This window comes from Haemophilus sp. THUN1690 (assembly GCF_059704375.1).
Genome location: NZ_AP046583.1, coordinates 326,168 through 341,390, shown reverse-complemented (window position 1 = coordinate 341,390; position 15,223 = coordinate 326,168). Strand labels below are relative to the sequence as shown.

At 38.6% G+C, this 15,223-nt stretch carries 16 protein-coding genes; 4 read left to right on the top strand and 12 right to left on the bottom strand.

Annotated features, from left to right (window positions below; translation table 11 throughout):
* Positions 1 to 172 precede the first annotated feature (172 nt).
* Positions 173 to 1,222 carry an L-asparaginase 2 gene (gene ansB / locus AC6H22_RS08075; RefSeq protein WP_118817381.1) on the top strand — a complete coding sequence of 350 codons (1,050 nt, stop codon included), beginning with the start codon at positions 173 to 175 and terminating at the stop codon, positions 1,220 to 1,222.
* A 157-nt stretch (positions 1,223 to 1,379) separates the two neighbouring features.
* Entirely contained in the window at positions 1,380 to 2,702 is a 1,323-nt protein-coding gene (locus tag AC6H22_RS08070; RefSeq protein ID WP_497515609.1) for an anaerobic C4-dicarboxylate transporter, read from the top strand.
* Positions 2,703 to 2,834: 132 nt separating this feature from the next.
* On the opposite strand, the gene gnd is transcribed toward AC6H22_RS08070, so the two are convergent.
* The 9 genes from gnd to nudE all read right to left on the bottom strand — a co-directional run bounded on the left by gnd (position 2,835) and on the right by nudE (position 11,638).
* Positions 2,835 to 4,289 (bottom strand): decarboxylating NADP(+)-dependent phosphogluconate dehydrogenase, encoded by a 1,455-nt coding sequence (gene gnd, locus AC6H22_RS08065; RefSeq protein ID WP_497515607.1) that lies wholly within the window; start codon positions 4,287 to 4,289, stop codon positions 2,835 to 2,837.
* A gap of 86 nt (positions 4,290 to 4,375) precedes the next feature.
* On the bottom strand, positions 4,376 to 4,771 hold the full coding sequence (locus AC6H22_RS08060; protein WP_497515606.1) for a hypothetical protein: 396 nt from the start codon (positions 4,769 to 4,771) through the stop codon (positions 4,376 to 4,378).
* 24 nt (positions 4,772 to 4,795) lie between these two features.
* Entirely contained in the window at positions 4,796 to 5,188 is a 393-nt protein-coding gene (locus tag AC6H22_RS08055; protein WP_497515604.1) for a GNAT family N-acetyltransferase, read from the bottom strand.
* 32 nt (positions 5,189 to 5,220) lie between these two features.
* Positions 5,221 to 5,919, bottom strand: a complete 699-nt coding sequence (pgl, locus tag AC6H22_RS08050; RefSeq protein WP_497515603.1) for a 6-phosphogluconolactonase — start codon at positions 5,917 to 5,919, stop codon at positions 5,221 to 5,223.
* Positions 5,920 to 6,003: 84 nt separating this feature from the next.
* A complete protein-coding gene (gene zwf / locus AC6H22_RS08045) occupies positions 6,004 to 7,488 on the bottom strand; it encodes a glucose-6-phosphate dehydrogenase (RefSeq protein WP_118817387.1) in 1,485 nt (494 codons plus the stop codon).
* 74 nt (positions 7,489 to 7,562) lie between these two features.
* Entirely contained in the window at positions 7,563 to 8,372 is an 810-nt protein-coding gene (gene cysQ, locus AC6H22_RS08040) for a 3'(2'),5'-bisphosphate nucleotidase CysQ (protein WP_118817388.1), read from the bottom strand.
* Positions 8,373 to 8,376: 4 nt separating this feature from the next.
* Positions 8,377 to 8,793, bottom strand: a complete 417-nt coding sequence (locus tag AC6H22_RS08035; protein WP_118817389.1) for an HI_0559 family membrane protein — start codon at positions 8,791 to 8,793, stop codon at positions 8,377 to 8,379.
* 53 nt (positions 8,794 to 8,846) lie between these two features.
* Entirely contained in the window at positions 8,847 to 10,835 is a 1,989-nt protein-coding gene (locus AC6H22_RS08030; protein ID WP_118817390.1) for an OPT family oligopeptide transporter, read from the bottom strand.
* 245 nt (positions 10,836 to 11,080) lie between these two features.
* On the bottom strand, positions 11,081 to 11,638 hold the full coding sequence (gene nudE, locus AC6H22_RS08025; protein WP_005626657.1) for an ADP compounds hydrolase NudE: 558 nt from the start codon (positions 11,636 to 11,638) through the stop codon (positions 11,081 to 11,083).
* Positions 11,639 to 11,708: 70 nt separating this feature from the next.
* Here nudE and hslR point away from each other — a divergent pair, with 70 nt between their 5' ends.
* Positions 11,709 to 12,104, top strand: a complete 396-nt coding sequence (gene hslR / locus AC6H22_RS08020; protein WP_005626656.1) for a ribosome-associated heat shock protein Hsp15 — start codon at positions 11,709 to 11,711, stop codon at positions 12,102 to 12,104.
* Positions 12,105 to 12,130: 26 nt separating this feature from the next.
* Here hslR and asnC read toward each other — a convergent pair whose 3' ends face one another.
* The gene (gene asnC, locus AC6H22_RS08015) at positions 12,131 to 12,583 is read right to left on the bottom strand and encodes a transcriptional regulator AsnC (protein ID WP_005635654.1); all 453 of its coding nucleotides are present in this window, start codon (positions 12,581 to 12,583) and stop codon (positions 12,131 to 12,133) included.
* A 153-nt stretch (positions 12,584 to 12,736) separates the two neighbouring features.
* Here asnC and asnA point away from each other — a divergent pair, with 153 nt between their 5' ends.
* The gene (gene asnA / locus AC6H22_RS08010) at positions 12,737 to 13,729 is read left to right on the top strand and encodes an aspartate--ammonia ligase (protein ID WP_046942916.1); all 993 of its coding nucleotides are present in this window, start codon (positions 12,737 to 12,739) and stop codon (positions 13,727 to 13,729) included.
* Positions 13,730 to 13,795: 66 nt separating this feature from the next.
* On the opposite strand, the gene AC6H22_RS08005 is transcribed toward asnA, so the two are convergent.
* The gene (locus AC6H22_RS08005) at positions 13,796 to 14,470 is read right to left on the bottom strand and encodes a phosphoglycolate phosphatase (RefSeq protein ID WP_005629679.1); all 675 of its coding nucleotides are present in this window, start codon (positions 14,468 to 14,470) and stop codon (positions 13,796 to 13,798) included.
* A gap of 39 nt (positions 14,471 to 14,509) precedes the next feature.
* On the bottom strand, positions 14,510 to 15,184 hold the full coding sequence (rpe, locus tag AC6H22_RS08000; protein ID WP_005629677.1) for a ribulose-phosphate 3-epimerase: 675 nt from the start codon (positions 15,182 to 15,184) through the stop codon (positions 14,510 to 14,512).
* Between the last annotated feature and the right edge of the window lie 39 nt (positions 15,185 to 15,223).

Below are 15,223 nucleotides of genomic sequence, written 5' to 3'. Positions count from 1 at the left end.
GCACTTGGATTATCTTTCAAAAAAATTATGCTTAAATTCCGTACTTGCATAAAGGTTATACAATCAACAAAAAATTATGTGATCGGGATCATAAATTTACTTTTTCATTATTCAGAATAGCTCAATTTAGTTAGATCATTAGAAAGGAATTTTTATTCATTAGGAGAAATCTATGAAATTAACTAAATTAGCCTTATGTACTTTATTTGGTCTAGGTGTTTCAATAGCAAATGCAGCTGACTTACCAAATATTACAATCTTGGCAACGGGTGGTACCATTGCAGGAAGCGGGCAAAGTTCGGTAAATTCTGCGTATAAATCTGGACAATTAAGTATTGATACTTTAATTGAAGCTGTACCAGAAATGAAAAATATTGCCAACATTAAAGGTGAGCAAATTGTAAAAATAGGCTCACAAGACATGAATGATGAAGTCTGGCTAAAACTTGCAAAAGCCATCAATGCTCAATGTAAAAGTACTGATGGATTTGTCATTACCCATGGTACAGATACCATGGAAGAGACGGCTTATTTCTTAGATTTAACCGTAAAATGTGAAAAACCGGTTGTTCTCGTAGGGGCAATGCGTCCTGCAACAGAAAAAAGTGCTGATGGTCCATTAAATCTTTACAATGCTGTCGTTGTCGCAGCAGACAAAAAATCGAGTGGCCGTGGCGTTTTAGTCGCAATGAATAATGAAGTACTAGGTGCTCGCGATGTCACAAAAACCAGTACGACCGCAGTGCAAACTTTCCATTCACCAAATTATGGCTCTCTAGGCTATATTCATAACAGCAAAGTGGACTATGAACGTTCCCCAGAAAGCAAACATACCATCAACACTCCGTTTAACGTAGAAAAATTAGATAGCCTACCAAAAGTGGGAATTATTTATGCTTATTCAAATGCACCAGTTGAACCACTAAACGCATTACTCAATGCTGGCTATCAAGGGATTGTATCTGCAGGAGTTGGCAATGGAAATATTAATGCTGCACACTTAGATCGCTTAGAAAAAGCCGCGAAAGATGGCGTCGTTGTAGTTCGTTCTTCTCGTGTACCAACTGGCTATACAACTCGTGATGCTGAAGTTGATGATAGTAAATATGGCTTTGTAGCATCAGGTACTTTAAATCCACAGAAAGCCCGCGTGCTGTTGCAATTATCTTTAACTCAAACTAAAGATCCAAAAGTAATTCAACAATATTTCGAAGACTTCTAAGATCAATTGTAATAAACAAAAGTGCCGTTATAAATAACCGCACTTTTGACCACAATTTATTGATCCATGTTATGGAATCGATACCTATTTGTTGCTATATTAGTCACTGTTTTAACAAATAAAACAAAGATGTTTTTTAATTAACTTAGGGGGCAGTATGTCTGCAATGTTCTTACTACAATTTGCCATCGTATTATTGTGTATCTTTGTGGGTGCACGTGTAGGTGGTATCGGGTTAGGTGTATTTGGTGGTTTAGGCCTTGCTATTCTTTCTTTTGGCTTTGGTCTAAAACCAGCAGGTTTACCTATTGATGTTATGTTTATGATTATGGCTGTAGTGGCAGCGGCAGCGGCAATGCAAGCAGCTGGCGGTTTAGACTACATGATCAAAATCGCAACCAAAATCTTACGTCGTAATCCTAAACACATTACGTTTATCGCTCCAGCAGTAACTTGGTTATTCACTTTCTTAGCGGGTACTGGCCATGTAGCATATTCTGTATTACCAGTTATCGCTGAAGTGAGCCGTCAAAATGGTATCCGTCCAGAACGTCCAATGTCAATGGCGGTAATCGCATCACAATTTGCTATCGTAGCAAGCCCTATTGCGGCAGCTGTTGTAGCGGTCGTAGCTTACCTTGAACCTCAAGGCATACATCTTGGCGACGTATTAATGGTAACTATTCCTTCAACCATCTTAGGTATTTTTATTGCTTGTTTATTTGTAAACAAAATGGGTAAAGAATTAAAAGATGATCCAGAATATCAACGTCGTTTAAATGATCCAAAATATGCAGATATTTTTGCTTCTACCACTTCAGTCAAAGAAGTAGAAGTGAGCAAAACAGCTAAAATTTCTGTTTCTTTATTCTTATTTGGTTCATTACTTGTTGTAATCATGGGTGCGGTTCCATCTTTACGTCCAGTATTTGATGGTAAACCAATGGGGATGGCACACACTATCGAAATCATTATGTTAGCGATTGGTGCGTTAATTATCTTAACTTGTAAACCAGATGGCACTGAAATCACTAAAGGTTCTGTATTCCACGCAGGTATGCGTGCAGTAATTGCAATCTTTGGTATTGCATGGTTAGGCGACACATTGATGCAAGCGCACATGACCGAAGTAAAAGAAATGGTGAAAGGCTTAGTTGAAACTGCACCATGGGCATTTGCTTTCGCGCTATTTGTGCTTTCAGTATTAGTAAACAGCCAAGGTGCAACAGTAGCGACATTGTTCCCACTTGGTATCGCATTAGGTATCCCAGCACCAGTATTAATCGGTGTATTTGTGGCAGTAAATGGTTACTTCTTTATCCCTAACTATGGCCCAATCATCGCATCTCTTGACTTCGATACCACTGGTACAACCAAAATCGGTAAATACATTTTAAACCACAGCTTTATGGTTCCTGGTTTATTAAGTATGCTTTTCTGCTTATTAATCGGTTTAGGTCTTTCTCACGTTATTCTTTAAAATGTGATTCGATAACAAAGAACGGTGCTGAAATAGCACCGTTTTTTATTTCCCAAATATAAACAGAAAAGAGATAAAAAAATACCGCACTTTACTATCTCAAAGTGCGGTAATTTTTAGCGATATTTTTAACTACACATCATAGGTGGTAGAGGCTGTATTCCCACCACGACCAGTCCAGTTAGTGTGGAAGAATTCACCGCGTGGTTTATCAGTACGCTCATAAGTGTGTGCACCGAAGTAGTCACGTTGTGCTTGCAATAAGTTTGCCGGTAAACGTGCTGAAGTATAACCATCTAAGAAGGTGATTGCAGACGCCATACAAGGCATTGGAATACCCACTTCGATAGATTTTGCCACCACTTTACGCCAGTCGCTTAATGCATTTTCTAAAATGCCTTTGAAGTAACTATCTGAACCCAAGAAGATTAAATCTGGGTTCGCTTCGTACGCATCGCGAATGTTACCTAAGAAACGGCTACGAATGATACAACCTTCACGCCATAATAACGCCGTTGCACCGTAGTTAATATCCCAACCAAATTGTTCAGAGGCTTCACGAATCAGCATAAAACCTTGTGCGTAAGAAATGATTTTTGACGCCAATAATGCTTTACGCACTGCTTCAATCCAAACTTTCTTATCACCTTCAACTGGAACAACTGTTTTATTGAATAATTGATTTGCTGCAACACGTTGATCTTTAAATGAAGAAACACAGCGTGCAAAGACGGATTCAGTGATTAAGGTTAATGGAATACCGAAATCTAATGCGTTGATACCAGTCCATTTACCGGTCCCTTTTTGACCAGCGGTATCTAAGATTTTTTCAACTAATGGCTCACCATCGGAATCTTTATAACCAAGAATGTCGGTGGTAATATCGATTAGATAACTATCAAGTTCAGTTTTTTTCCATTCTGCGAAGATGGCTTGCATTTCGTCATAGCTCAAGCCTAAACCTTCTTTTAAGAATTGGTAAGCTTCACAGATTAATTGCATATCGCCGTATTCGATACCATTGTGAACCATTTTCACAAAGTGGCCAGCGCCTTCACCACCAACCCAGTCACAGCAAGGTTCGCCTTGTTCTGTTTTAGCTGAGATTGCTTGGAAGATTGGTTTAACATATTGCCATGCTTCGTGGTTACCACCTGGCATAATAGATGGCCCATGACGCGCACCTTCTTCACCGCCAGAAACACCAGAACCAATAAAGCGAATGCCTTTTTCAGCCAATGCTTTTACACGACGATTTGTATCTGGATAGTTTGAGTTACCACCATCAATAATAATGTCGCCTTCTTCTAAGTGCGGTAATAATGCCTCAATGAATTGATCCACTACATCACCCGCACGCACCATTAACATCACTTTACGTGGTTTTTCTAATTTAGAAGCTAAATCTTCTAAAGAGTATGCACCGATAATATTCGTGCCTTTTGCCGCACCTTGTAAAAATTCATCCACTTTTGAAGTGGTACGGTTATATGCCACCACTTTAAAGCCATGATCATTCATATTTAAAATGAGGTTTTGCCCCATTACGGCTAAGCCGATAACACCGATGTCGCCTTTTACTGACATTGTTTTCTCCTGTTGTAGGGCAGGGATTATCCCACCGTTATTTTTAAATAGTTAATAGTGGGATAAATCCCACCTTAAGATATAAACTATTTATGTTTATTTTTTATAATATAATCAAAAACATCTCTATTAAAAAATCCAGAATTATAGCTATTTGTTCTTTCCCGCAAAGGAGTAATAATTCCTTCATTTATATATTCAGGTAAGTTTTCAATAAAAATCACATCTGAAGGATCTTTGTGGTATCCCAGATAAATTAAAATTTGAGCTTGTATGTCATTTATCTGAACTAGCTTTACTCTATCAAATTTATATTTTTGATAATCAATAGCGATAAGATAGCCAATAGCATCTAAATATTCTTCAAATTTTTCTTTGCAAAAAAAAGAATTGTGACAAAAGTCGTGTAAAAAGCTATTAGGAGTTTCTTCATAATTATCATCAATAATTTTTTTCGCATTTTGAAGCTGTGTTGTGGACATCAAGATTTCCTTTATACAATTAAATTAACTCTTCGTCCATGCACTCATATGCTGCGTAAATCCAATATGCGGATAATAATCCACGGCTTGTGGCGCCGATAACAGCACGATTTTGGCTTGTGGATGTAAGGCTTGTTTAGTATGTTCAATTAACTGTAAACCGATACCTTGTTTTTGATATTGTTCATCAACTGCTAAATCAGATAAATAACAGCAATAGGCAAAATCCGTCACCGAACGCGCCACACCCACTAATCGTTCACCATCCCAAGCGGTGACTAATAAATCCGCATGATGCAACATCGCTGCGATGCGTTTTTCATCCTCTAACGGACGGCGTGCTCCGAGCGTTGTTTTATTTAGCAATTCAATAAATTGTTTAACTGAAATCGGTTCATTCACTTTGTAGTCTATCATTTTGCAAGCCTGTAATATTTGATGCCAACCTGTTATAGCAATTTAGCCGCCGCTTTATCTAAATACCATTCCGTCACGCCGTTTTTCGCCTGAATTTTGGCAGCAGGATAAGGCAGTTTTTCTGATGTCGTGCTTTGGATTTCTTTTAAAATATCCGCTTTGCTTTCGCCGGTGACCAAGTAGGTGATGCGTTTGGCTTGTTCGATGAGTTTGGCTGTTTTAGAAATGCGGATTTGACCACTTTCAGGGTGTTTAGCAATGACAGCTAGGTTTTCATCATCAAAATTGGTTTGATGTGGGAAGAGAGACGCGGTATGACCGTCTGTTCCCATACCTAAAATAATCCAATCAAAAACACCGTTTGGAATGACCGCACTTAATTCTTCTTCGAAGCGTTTTAACTCAAAGTGCGGTTCATTTTCGCCACGAATTCGGTGAATATTTTCTGCTGGAATTTGAATATGATCGAATAAAAGTTTTTGCGCTTCACCATAGTTGCTTTCAGGATTAGATGGCGGAACCATACGATCATCTCCCCACCAAAAATGCAGATTTTTCCAGTTAATTTGTTCCGCATAAGGTGATTTGGCTAAAGTTTTAAATAACAACTTAGGTGTTGAACCACCAGAAAGGGAAATATGCACAGGATGATTTAATTGGCTATAAATCACAAATTCTTGTGCAATTTTATCGACTGCGTGTTGAGCCGTTGGGAAGCTGATATAGTTCATTGATTTTCCGCTGGGCTTTAGCCCACAATTTATTATGTTCGATATTAAGAGAGGTGGGCTAAAGCCCACCCTAGATTAGATGAATTAAACTTTTTTCTTCATTAATCCACTTGGTTTACGCCAAACCTTACCTTGTTTTGCGATTAATTTATCGGCAGCCACAGGGCCCCAAGTGCCAGCTTCATATTCATGAATACGACCACCATTCGCTTTGTAATCTAAAATCGGTTGCACAAATTTCCATGCAGCGTGAACAGCATCAGTACGCGCAAACAAAGTTGCATCGCCTTTCATCGCATCAAGCAATAAACGCTCGTAAGCGGTCAGCACTTGTGCGCCTGCTAAATCGGCATAACGGAAATCCATTGATACTTCTTTTGCTTCAAAACCTGCACCTGGTTTTTTCAAACCAAAACGCATTGAAATCGCTTCATCAGGTTGAATACGAATAATCAATTTATTCTCTGGTGCATTTTGACTGAATACAGGATGTGGCGTAGTTTTAAAATGGATCACAATTTCAGTTACGCGAGCAGGTAAGCGTTTACCCGTACGGACATAGAACGGCACACCAGCCCAACGCCAGTTTTCAATTTCACAACGTAATGCGATGTAGGTTTCAGTGCGAGAATCTGCTGGTACGCCTTTTTCTTCTAAATAGCCGTTTTCCATTTTGCCGTTAATTTCAGCCGCAGTGTATTGACCTAAAACAAGGTTATGCTCCATATCTTCGGCAGTTAATGGACGCAAACTATGCATCACTTTTGCTACTTCATCACGCATGGAGTTCGCATTAATAATCGCTGGCGGCTCCATTGCTACCATCGCTAATACTTGCAATAAATGGTTTTGGAACATATCGCGCATTGCGCCAGAACCATCATAATAGCCACCGCGCTCTTCCACGCCTATAGATTCTGCACCAGTAATTTCCACATAATCAATGAAATTACGGTTCCAAAGCGGTTCAAACCAACCATTTGAGAAACGTAATACGAGCAAGTTTTGAACGGTTTCTTTACCTAAATAATGGTCGATACGATAAATTTGGTGTTCTTCAAAGAAACGATGGATTTGTACGTCTAACGCTTGCGCTGTTTTTTCATCGTAACCAAAAGGTTTTTCAACAATAATACGTTTCCAGCCATATTCTTCCGTATTTAAACCATGTGCAGCCAAACACTCAGGAATCACGCCATAAAGACTTGGCGGAGTGGACATATAGTAAAGGGTGTTACCACAGGTTTGATATTTATCGTGAAGCTCATCCAAGCGTGGAACAAGTTTACCGTAATCTTGAGCATCCGAAGTATTCACAGCTTGGTAATAAAGATGAGAGCAGAAAGCATCTAAGGTTTCTGGTGTTGTTTCTTCATTATGGATTAAGGCCTCACGCATTTTTTCGCGGAAAGTTTCATCGTTCAATTCAGAGCGAGCAACACCTAGAACGGAAAAGTTTTCACTCAAACGCCCGATTTTGTAGAGATTATAAAGAGCTGGAATGAGTTTACGGTGAGTTAAGTCACCAGACGCGCCAAAGATGACGATACAGTTATTATCAGTTTGCATAATTATTCCTTATAAGATTCCGAGTAATGTCGAAAATAATGCCGTATTCTAGAGAAAAAAACCAATCGAACCAATCAATTAAATTGAAAGATAGAACGCCAATCGAGCGATTGATCGCCCACCATGACAAAATGCGGATTAATCAAGGTTTCACGTTGGTTATAGGTTAAAGGCTCAAAATGAGAATCAAAAATAGCACCGTGAGTTTCACCTAGCAGCACTTCAGCACCAGCGGTATCCCATTCGCCTGTTCGTCCTAAACGGACATAACAATCTACTGCACCTTCAGCCACTAAACCGCTTTTTAAGCTACTTGAACCCACCACAACAAATTCACTAGGAAAATCCTTCGGTAAAATCGATCTCACTTTTTCTTGTGAAGTGGTTGCACCTACCGCAATTCGTAAAGGGCGGTCAAAATTAATCGTGGTTTTAGTGAGTTTTTTTACCTGATCCACTTGTTTTTTAAATGCGCCAAAATCACGCATTGCATAATAAGTCGTCGATAAAATTGGTGCATGAATAACGCTTAATACTGGCTTATTTTTACGAACTAAGGTTATCAACACAGAAAATTGATCGGTACGATTAATAAATTGTTGTGTGCCATCAAGAGGATCGATCAACCAATATTCTTTCCAATTTTTACGTTCTTCAAAGGAAATATGACAATTTTCTTCCGAAAGAACAGGGACATTAGGGAAAAGTGCGGTTAATTTTTCTGTCAAAAATTGGCTCACAAAAAGATCCGCTTCCGTCACAGGCGTGTTGTCTTCTTTCAATTCAACATGAACCTGTTTTTGATAAAACTGTTGCAAATGCTTACCCGCTTGATAAGCAATCAGCAATACTTGGTTAAGTAAGTGTTCGTTTAGCATGAGCATAAAATTATTCTCTTGTTTTTGGCAGCAACCACGGCATCACAAATAGAGCATAAAACACCATTCCGCATGTGCTTATTAGCCCGAGGGATAATCCCCCTTCGGTCAACCATCCCCAAAAGGAAGTTTCTTGTTCGCCGAGCAATAACAAATAAAAATAAGATGCCATATTGCAGTAAACAAATGAAATGATCGATGAAACTAATACAATCGAAGCAATGTTATAACGTGTGTAACGGAATTTTACAGCTAAAAGTGCGGTTAAAAATGCGGGGATTGTGGCAAGAAGAAATGCTGTGAGAGCATAGCTAGAAAAAGGAACGATAACGCCACTTGAATCATCATCGAACCAAATCAAAAGTGCGGTGACGATTACTTGTAAAATTAGAGGGAAAAAAATAAGTGTTTTTAAGTAAGATTTCATAATAAAAAAATAGGCTATCCAAAAGGTAGCCTATTCTAAAATAAATTTAAGGATTAATCAGATTTTTTCGCACGTAATACGCGAGATGCAAAAATCACAATGCCCACGATAAATACGATTAAACCTAACCACTCGCCAATAGTATCCCAGTTTTCAAGATTTAAGGATAATGGCGCTTCAGAACCGCCAGTGGTAACAGAAGCCGCAATAATGAATGCTAAAATCACACCCATTAAGCTTTCACCTACAATTAAACCTGCAGAGAAAAGCGTACCGAAACGTTCTGCTTTAGCAGACACTTCTTTGTTACCAAGTTTTGCAATATGACGAGTCATGATCCATGCTAAGAATGCACCGACAATCACAGGCATATTAATTGATGGTGGTAAGTAAATACCAATCCCCACAGCAATAACTGGCAAGCCAAAGACTTTGTTGCTGACTTTTTTCAAGAATGCATCAATCGTAATTAACACCGCACCTAAGCCGACACCAGTTAAGATATAAGTCCATTCCAATTTATTTGTGAAAATACCTTGAGAAATGGTGGTCATTAATGTTGCTTGTGGTGCAGATAGGGCTTGTGAAGGATCCATATCTGGACGTGGTAATGCACCGCTGAAACCATACGCGTGATATAAGATTTCTAATACTGGCGCGATAACAAGCGCACCGACAAAGCAGCCGATAATTAATGCGACTTGTTGACGCCAAGGTGTCGCATCCACTAATAAGCCCGTTTTTAAATCTTGCAAGTTATCGTTAGAAATCGTTGCAGTGGTTAATACAATTGACGCAGTAAAGAGTGTAAGTGCGGTCAAAAATTTCTGACCATCCACGGTTTCAAATAAGCCAGATGCATTACCGATTGACACCAATACCAATGAAATCACGATAACAGAAATAATCCCGATACCAGAAATTGGGCTTGAAGATGAACCCACTAAACCTGCCATATAACCAGAAGCTGCAGCCACAAAGAAGCCGATAAATACCGCTAAGAAAGTACAAACTACAACTAATAAAATGGAAAGCTCAGGTGAAATCGGTGCAGCCGCGATAAAGTGGTGTAATGAAATAACAATTAACACAACAGTCGCGATTAAGATATAAATCATTGTTTTTGGAGAAAGGTCGATATCAACGCGGTGCTCAGATTCAGCTTGTCCACCTTTCAACATACGGAAAGAATGTACCATCCCTTCAATCATTGGTTTCATTAAAATAAGTAATGTCCAAATCGCTGCAATACCAATTGTACCTACACCAATAAAGCGAACTTTCGTTTTCCAAACCACCATTGCTGCATCAATTAAGCTTGCGTCTGCCGCGATATCACCTGACATCGTGAAATATGGCACAGCCACACCCCAAGTCAAAATAACACCGATCAACATCGCAATACCGCCTACGATACCAATTAAATAACCTGCACCAAGCAAGGCAAGTGAGAAGCCCATTGGTAATTGGAAAGCTGCTTTACCAGTTTGAACCCAAGCGCTAGCACCATCAGCCATCACGCGTAAACCGTTAGTTAAAAATGCAACTAATCCCGCTAAAACACCACCGTAAGCAATATCTTTTACACCGCTATCGCCATCTGCATGATTACCTGCTTTTAAGATTTCTGCTGCAGCTACGCCTTCAGGGTAAGGTAAATCACTATTAACCACCATCGCACGGCGTAATGGAATGGTGAATAACACGCCCAATGTACCACCCGCAGCACAAATCAGCATAGTTTGCCAGAATGGGAAGTCTTGCCAGTAACCCATCATTAATAAGCCTGGTAAGACGAAGATCACAGAAGAAAGTGTCCCCGCTGAAGATGCTTGTGTTTGCACCATGTTATTTTCGAGAATACTAGAATCTTTGAAAAATTTGAGTACCGCCATAGAAATGACGGCCGCTGGAATAGATGACGCGAATGTCATCCCTACTTTTAGACCGAGATACACATTGGATGCAGTGAAAATCACTGTAATCAATGCGCCGAGGATAATTCCTCGAACGGTTAATTCTTTTAAGTTTTCGTTATGCATAAAAATGTTCCTTGAGTAAAAAAAGAAAACACCTAAACATTGTCAAAAATCGAGTATTTTTTCAAGTTTTTTAAAGGGAAATTTGAGCTTGTTAGAAAATATTTAATAAAAAGGGGAATATTTGAATGATTTTTTATTTATAGATAAGCGAAAAAGGCTAACTCAGAGTGATGTTCATCTGGTTAGCCATGATTTTCCTCTTTTTAAAAAAGAGAAAATAAGAGAATGATATTCAATTAAGCCCATTATTTTTGGCTTAAATAATCTTTCAAAGAATAAAGTGCGGTTAAATTTCTAGCTTCATTGAAACTTGGGTCTGCAAGTAATTCATCAATTTTCGACAATGGAAAGCGAACAATTTCTAACGGTTCGGGCTCATCGCCTTCTAACTGGCAAGGATAAAAATCCTGAGCAACAAAAATATGCATAATGCTACGCATATAACTTGGATTGGTAATCACCGTGCGCAAGAAATCAATTTTATTGGCTCCCAGCCCCAACTCTTCCTTTAATTCGCGATTTGCTGCCTCTTTCGGTTCTTCATCTTTATCTACGCCGCCTTTAGGAAATCCTAATTCATAACGTTCTGTGCCAACTGAATACTCACGAATCAATAAAAGATCATCCCCATCAATGGGAACCATCATAACAGCCTGCTGATTACCGGGTTTGAAACGCTCATAAGTACGTAATTCCCCATTAGAAAACGCTAAATCAACAGACTGAATTTCAAATAAACGAGATTTAGCAACAACTTGTGCGGTAAGAATTTTAGGTAATTTTTTGGATGAATCGGATAACATAAGTTTTCCTTTATTTTGTGATAGGATTGGGACAAACTGTACCACAAAATAGCAAAAGAGAAATTCATAAATGGAAGAAAAAGAAGTCAGATTAGACAAATGGTTGTGGGCTGCGCGATTCTACAAAACACGTAGCATTGCTAAAGCGATGATTGAAAGTGGCAAAGTGCATTACAACAATCAACGTGCGAAAGTAAGTAAAATTGTGGAAGTAGGCGCAATGTTAAAACTTCGTCAGGGAAACGAAGAAAAAGAAATAAAAATTATCGCCTTAAGCGATCAACGCCGAGGTGCGCCAGAGGCACAATTACTCTATCAAGAAACCGAAAATAGCGTGAAAAAAAGAGAAGAAATCGCGTGGGCAAGAAAAAACAATTCACTTTCAATGCCCCATCCAGATCGTCGCCCAAACAAAAAAGAGCGGAGAGATTTATTGAAATTTAAACATCAGGATAAATTTGAATAAAAATTTCACCGCACTTTTCTATGTTCTTAAGGTTTAATATCTCGCAAAATTGGATTTTGCATTGAAATCAAGGTTTCAGTGGATTGAATTTCATCTATTAACTGAATCTTGGTCGCCAAAACAGAATGTAATTCTGCGATTGTGTGTGTCATCACCTTTAAGAAAATCGAGTAATTACCCGTTGTATAATAGGCTTCCACTACTTCATCAAAACTTTCTAACTTTTTGATCACTTTCTCATAATCTTTTGCGCTTTTTAGAATAATGCCGATAAAACAGCATACGTCATAACCTAATTTACGCTCATCAATAATCACCTTCGTGCCTTCAATAATGCCCGATTGGCGCATTTTTTCTACTCGCACATGAATCGTTCCTGGACTGACACCAAAATTTTTAGCCATTTCGGCATAGGGAGTTCTCGCATCTTTGGTGAGTACACGTAAGATTTGCTGATCTAAACTATCAATATTGTGCATAAAACCGCCTCCTTTAGATTTTATTTAATTTTTCTTTTCTGATTTAGATAATATTCAATTTAAAAAAGAAAGCAAACAAAATACTTGAAACAAAAGTAATATTTATTAAATAATACATAAAAATATCACCTATTGTTAAAAAGGGTTATCAAAATGAAAAAGACATTTATTTTACAACAACAAGAAATCAGTTTTGTGAAGAATACCTTCACCCAAAATCTTATTGAACAACTTGGCATTATTGAAGTACAAGGCCCTATCTTGAGCCAAGTAGGTAACGGAATGCAAGATAACTTATCTGGCATTGAAAAGGCAGTACAAGTTAATGTGAAATGTATTCCAAATGCGGTATTTGAAGTTGTACATTCTCTTGCTAAATGGAAACGCCATACTCTTGCTCGCTTCAACTTTAAAGAAGGCGAAGGCTTGTTTGTTCATATGAAAGCATTGCGCCCAGATGAAGATTCTCTTGATCCGACTCACTCTGTTTATGTGGATCAATGGGACTGGGAAAAAGTGATTCCTGAAGGTCGTCGTAATTTTGCATACTTAAAAGAAACAGTAAATTCTATTTATCGTGCTATTCGTTTAACAGAATTAGCCGTAGAAGCACGTTTTGATATTCCTTCAATTCTTCCAAAACACATTACCTTTGTGCACAGCGAAGATTTAGTAAAACGCTATCCAGATTTAAGCAGTAAAGAACGTGAAAACGCAATTTGTAAAGAATACGGCGCAGTATTCTTGATCGGGATTGGCGGCAAACTTTCAGATGGCAAACCTCATGATGGCCGTGCTCCTGACTATGATGACTGGACAACCGAATCTGAAAATGGCTACAAAGGCTTAAACGGCGATATTTTGGTATGGAACGACCAATTAGGTAAAGCCTTTGAACTTTCCTCAATGGGCATTCGCGTAGATGAAAGTGCATTGCGTTTACAAGTTAGCCTAACGGGTGATGAAGACCGTTTAAAAATGGATTGGCACCAAGATTTATTAAACGGAAAATTACCATTAACTATCGGCGGTGGTATCGGTCAATCTCGCTTAGCAATGCTTTTACTTCGTAAAAAACATATCGGTGAAGTCCAATCAAGCGTATGGCCAAAAGAAATGTTAGAAGAATTTTCAAATATTCTTTAAAAAACAATTCATTTGATAAAAGAAGTGCGGTGAATTTTCACCGCACTTTTTTGTTAGATAGGAAACTTACAGAATCGTTAATAGCTGGGCAAAATCATCAAACACCCAATCTGGATTGGATTTACTAATAGGGATATTGTAATTGTAGCCGTAAGTTAAACCAACAACTGCACAGCCCGCAGAGTGACCTGCGATAATATCATTTTTAGAATCACCTACGAAAAGCACTTGGCGTGGTTCAAAACCAAATTTTCCGCATAAATAATAAAGCGGGCCTGGATGTGGTTTAATGGAAGGTAAAGATTGGCCACCCAACATTTCACTAAATAAATGATCAATGCCAAATGCTGCCAACACAGGTTGAACATGTCTTGTGGGTTTATTGGTAACAACTGCTAGGACATAGCCTTTTTCTTTTAAGGTTTCTAATGTTTCTTTTACATTCGGATACAGGCGACTGACATTACATAAATTCTCGCCATAATAAAAATTAAAACGCTCCGTTACCTGCTTAATCTCTTCTTCAGTTAACTCTTTTCCTGTTTGTTTTTGCGCCCAATCTAACGCTCGTGCAATTAATACAGGCGCGCCATTACCGATCCAAGTTAACACTAATTCTTCTGGTGCTTGCGGTAAATCGAATTCAGCCAAGGCAGAATTTACGGATAGCGCTAAATCAGGCAGGCTATTTACCAACGTACCATCTAAATCAAAGCCAATAAGTTTAAATTGTGTATTCATTGTTTTTCTCTGTTCTATTGCATTTCATTAAAATGACAGTTATGCGCCCACACTCGCGAGCTGTGTACGCATTTGGTCAATAACTTGTTTATAATCTGGCTTACCAAAAATTGCAGAACCCGCCACAAACATATCTGCGCCCGCCGCAGCGATTTCTGCGATGTTATCAACCTTCACGCCACCATCCACTTCAAGACGAATGTCATAACCACTTTCATCAATGATCTTACGAGCCTGTTGTAATTTCTTCAACGTTGCTGGAATAAAAGATTGTCCGCCAAATCCAGGATTTACTGACATTAATAAAACCACATCCACTTTATCCAAAACGTAATCTAAATAGCTCAAGGGCGTCGCAGGATTAAAAACTAATCCAGATTTACAACCACAATCGCGAATAAGCTGTAAAGAGCGGTCAATATGTTCGCTAGATTCTGGGTGGAAAGTGATGTAGTTCGCACCTGCTTTAGCAAAATCGGGAATAATACGATCGACCGGCTTTACCATTAAATGCACATCAATCGGTGCAGTAATGCCATAATCACGTAAAGCTTGACATACCGCAGGCCCAAAAGTGAGATTAGGTACATAATGATTATCCATTACATCAAAATGAATAACATCTGCGCCTGCATTAAGTACATTTTGTACATCATCACCAAGACGAGCGAGATCGGCAGAAAGAATTGATGGGGCGATAAGATAAGGTTTCATAAAGGTTCTCCGTTGAGAAAATGAGTGCATTTAGTTTAC

Excerpts from the sequence above, each read along its gene's own strand:
- ansB (WP_118817381.1), top strand. The coding sequence starts at position 173 with ATGAAATTAACTAAATTAGCCTTATGTACTTTATTTGGTCTAGGTGTT.
- AC6H22_RS08070 (WP_497515609.1), top strand. The coding sequence starts at position 1,380 with ATGTCTGCAATGTTCTTACTACAATTTGCCATCGTATTATTGTGTATC.
- gnd (WP_497515607.1), bottom strand. The coding sequence starts at position 4,289 with ATGTCAGTAAAAGGCGACATCGGTGTTATCGGCTTAGCCGTAATGGGG.
- AC6H22_RS08060 (WP_497515606.1), bottom strand. The coding sequence starts at position 4,771 with ATGTCCACAACACAGCTTCAAAATGCGAAAAAAATTATTGATGATAAT.
- AC6H22_RS08055 (WP_497515604.1), bottom strand. The coding sequence starts at position 5,188 with ATGATAGACTACAAAGTGAATGAACCGATTTCAGTTAAACAATTTATT.
- pgl (WP_497515603.1), bottom strand. The coding sequence starts at position 5,919 with ATGAACTATATCAGCTTCCCAACGGCTCAACACGCAGTCGATAAAATT.
- zwf (WP_118817387.1), bottom strand. The coding sequence starts at position 7,488 with ATGCAAACTGATAATAACTGTATCGTCATCTTTGGCGCGTCTGGTGAC.
- cysQ (WP_118817388.1), bottom strand. The coding sequence starts at position 8,372 with ATGCTCATGCTAAACGAACACTTACTTAACCAAGTATTGCTGATTGCT.
- AC6H22_RS08035 (WP_118817389.1), bottom strand. The coding sequence starts at position 8,793 with ATGAAATCTTACTTAAAAACACTTATTTTTTTCCCTCTAATTTTACAA.
- AC6H22_RS08030 (WP_118817390.1), bottom strand. The coding sequence starts at position 10,835 with ATGCATAACGAAAACTTAAAAGAATTAACCGTTCGAGGAATTATCCTC.
- nudE (WP_005626657.1), bottom strand. The coding sequence starts at position 11,638 with ATGTTATCCGATTCATCCAAAAAATTACCTAAAATTCTTACCGCACAA.
- hslR (WP_005626656.1), top strand. The coding sequence starts at position 11,709 with ATGGAAGAAAAAGAAGTCAGATTAGACAAATGGTTGTGGGCTGCGCGA.
- asnC (WP_005635654.1), bottom strand. The coding sequence starts at position 12,583 with ATGCACAATATTGATAGTTTAGATCAGCAAATCTTACGTGTACTCACC.
- asnA (WP_046942916.1), top strand. The coding sequence starts at position 12,737 with ATGAAAAAGACATTTATTTTACAACAACAAGAAATCAGTTTTGTGAAG.
- AC6H22_RS08005 (WP_005629679.1), bottom strand. The coding sequence starts at position 14,470 with ATGAATACACAATTTAAACTTATTGGCTTTGATTTAGATGGTACGTTG.
- rpe (WP_005629677.1), bottom strand. The coding sequence starts at position 15,184 with ATGAAACCTTATCTTATCGCCCCATCAATTCTTTCTGCCGATCTCGCT.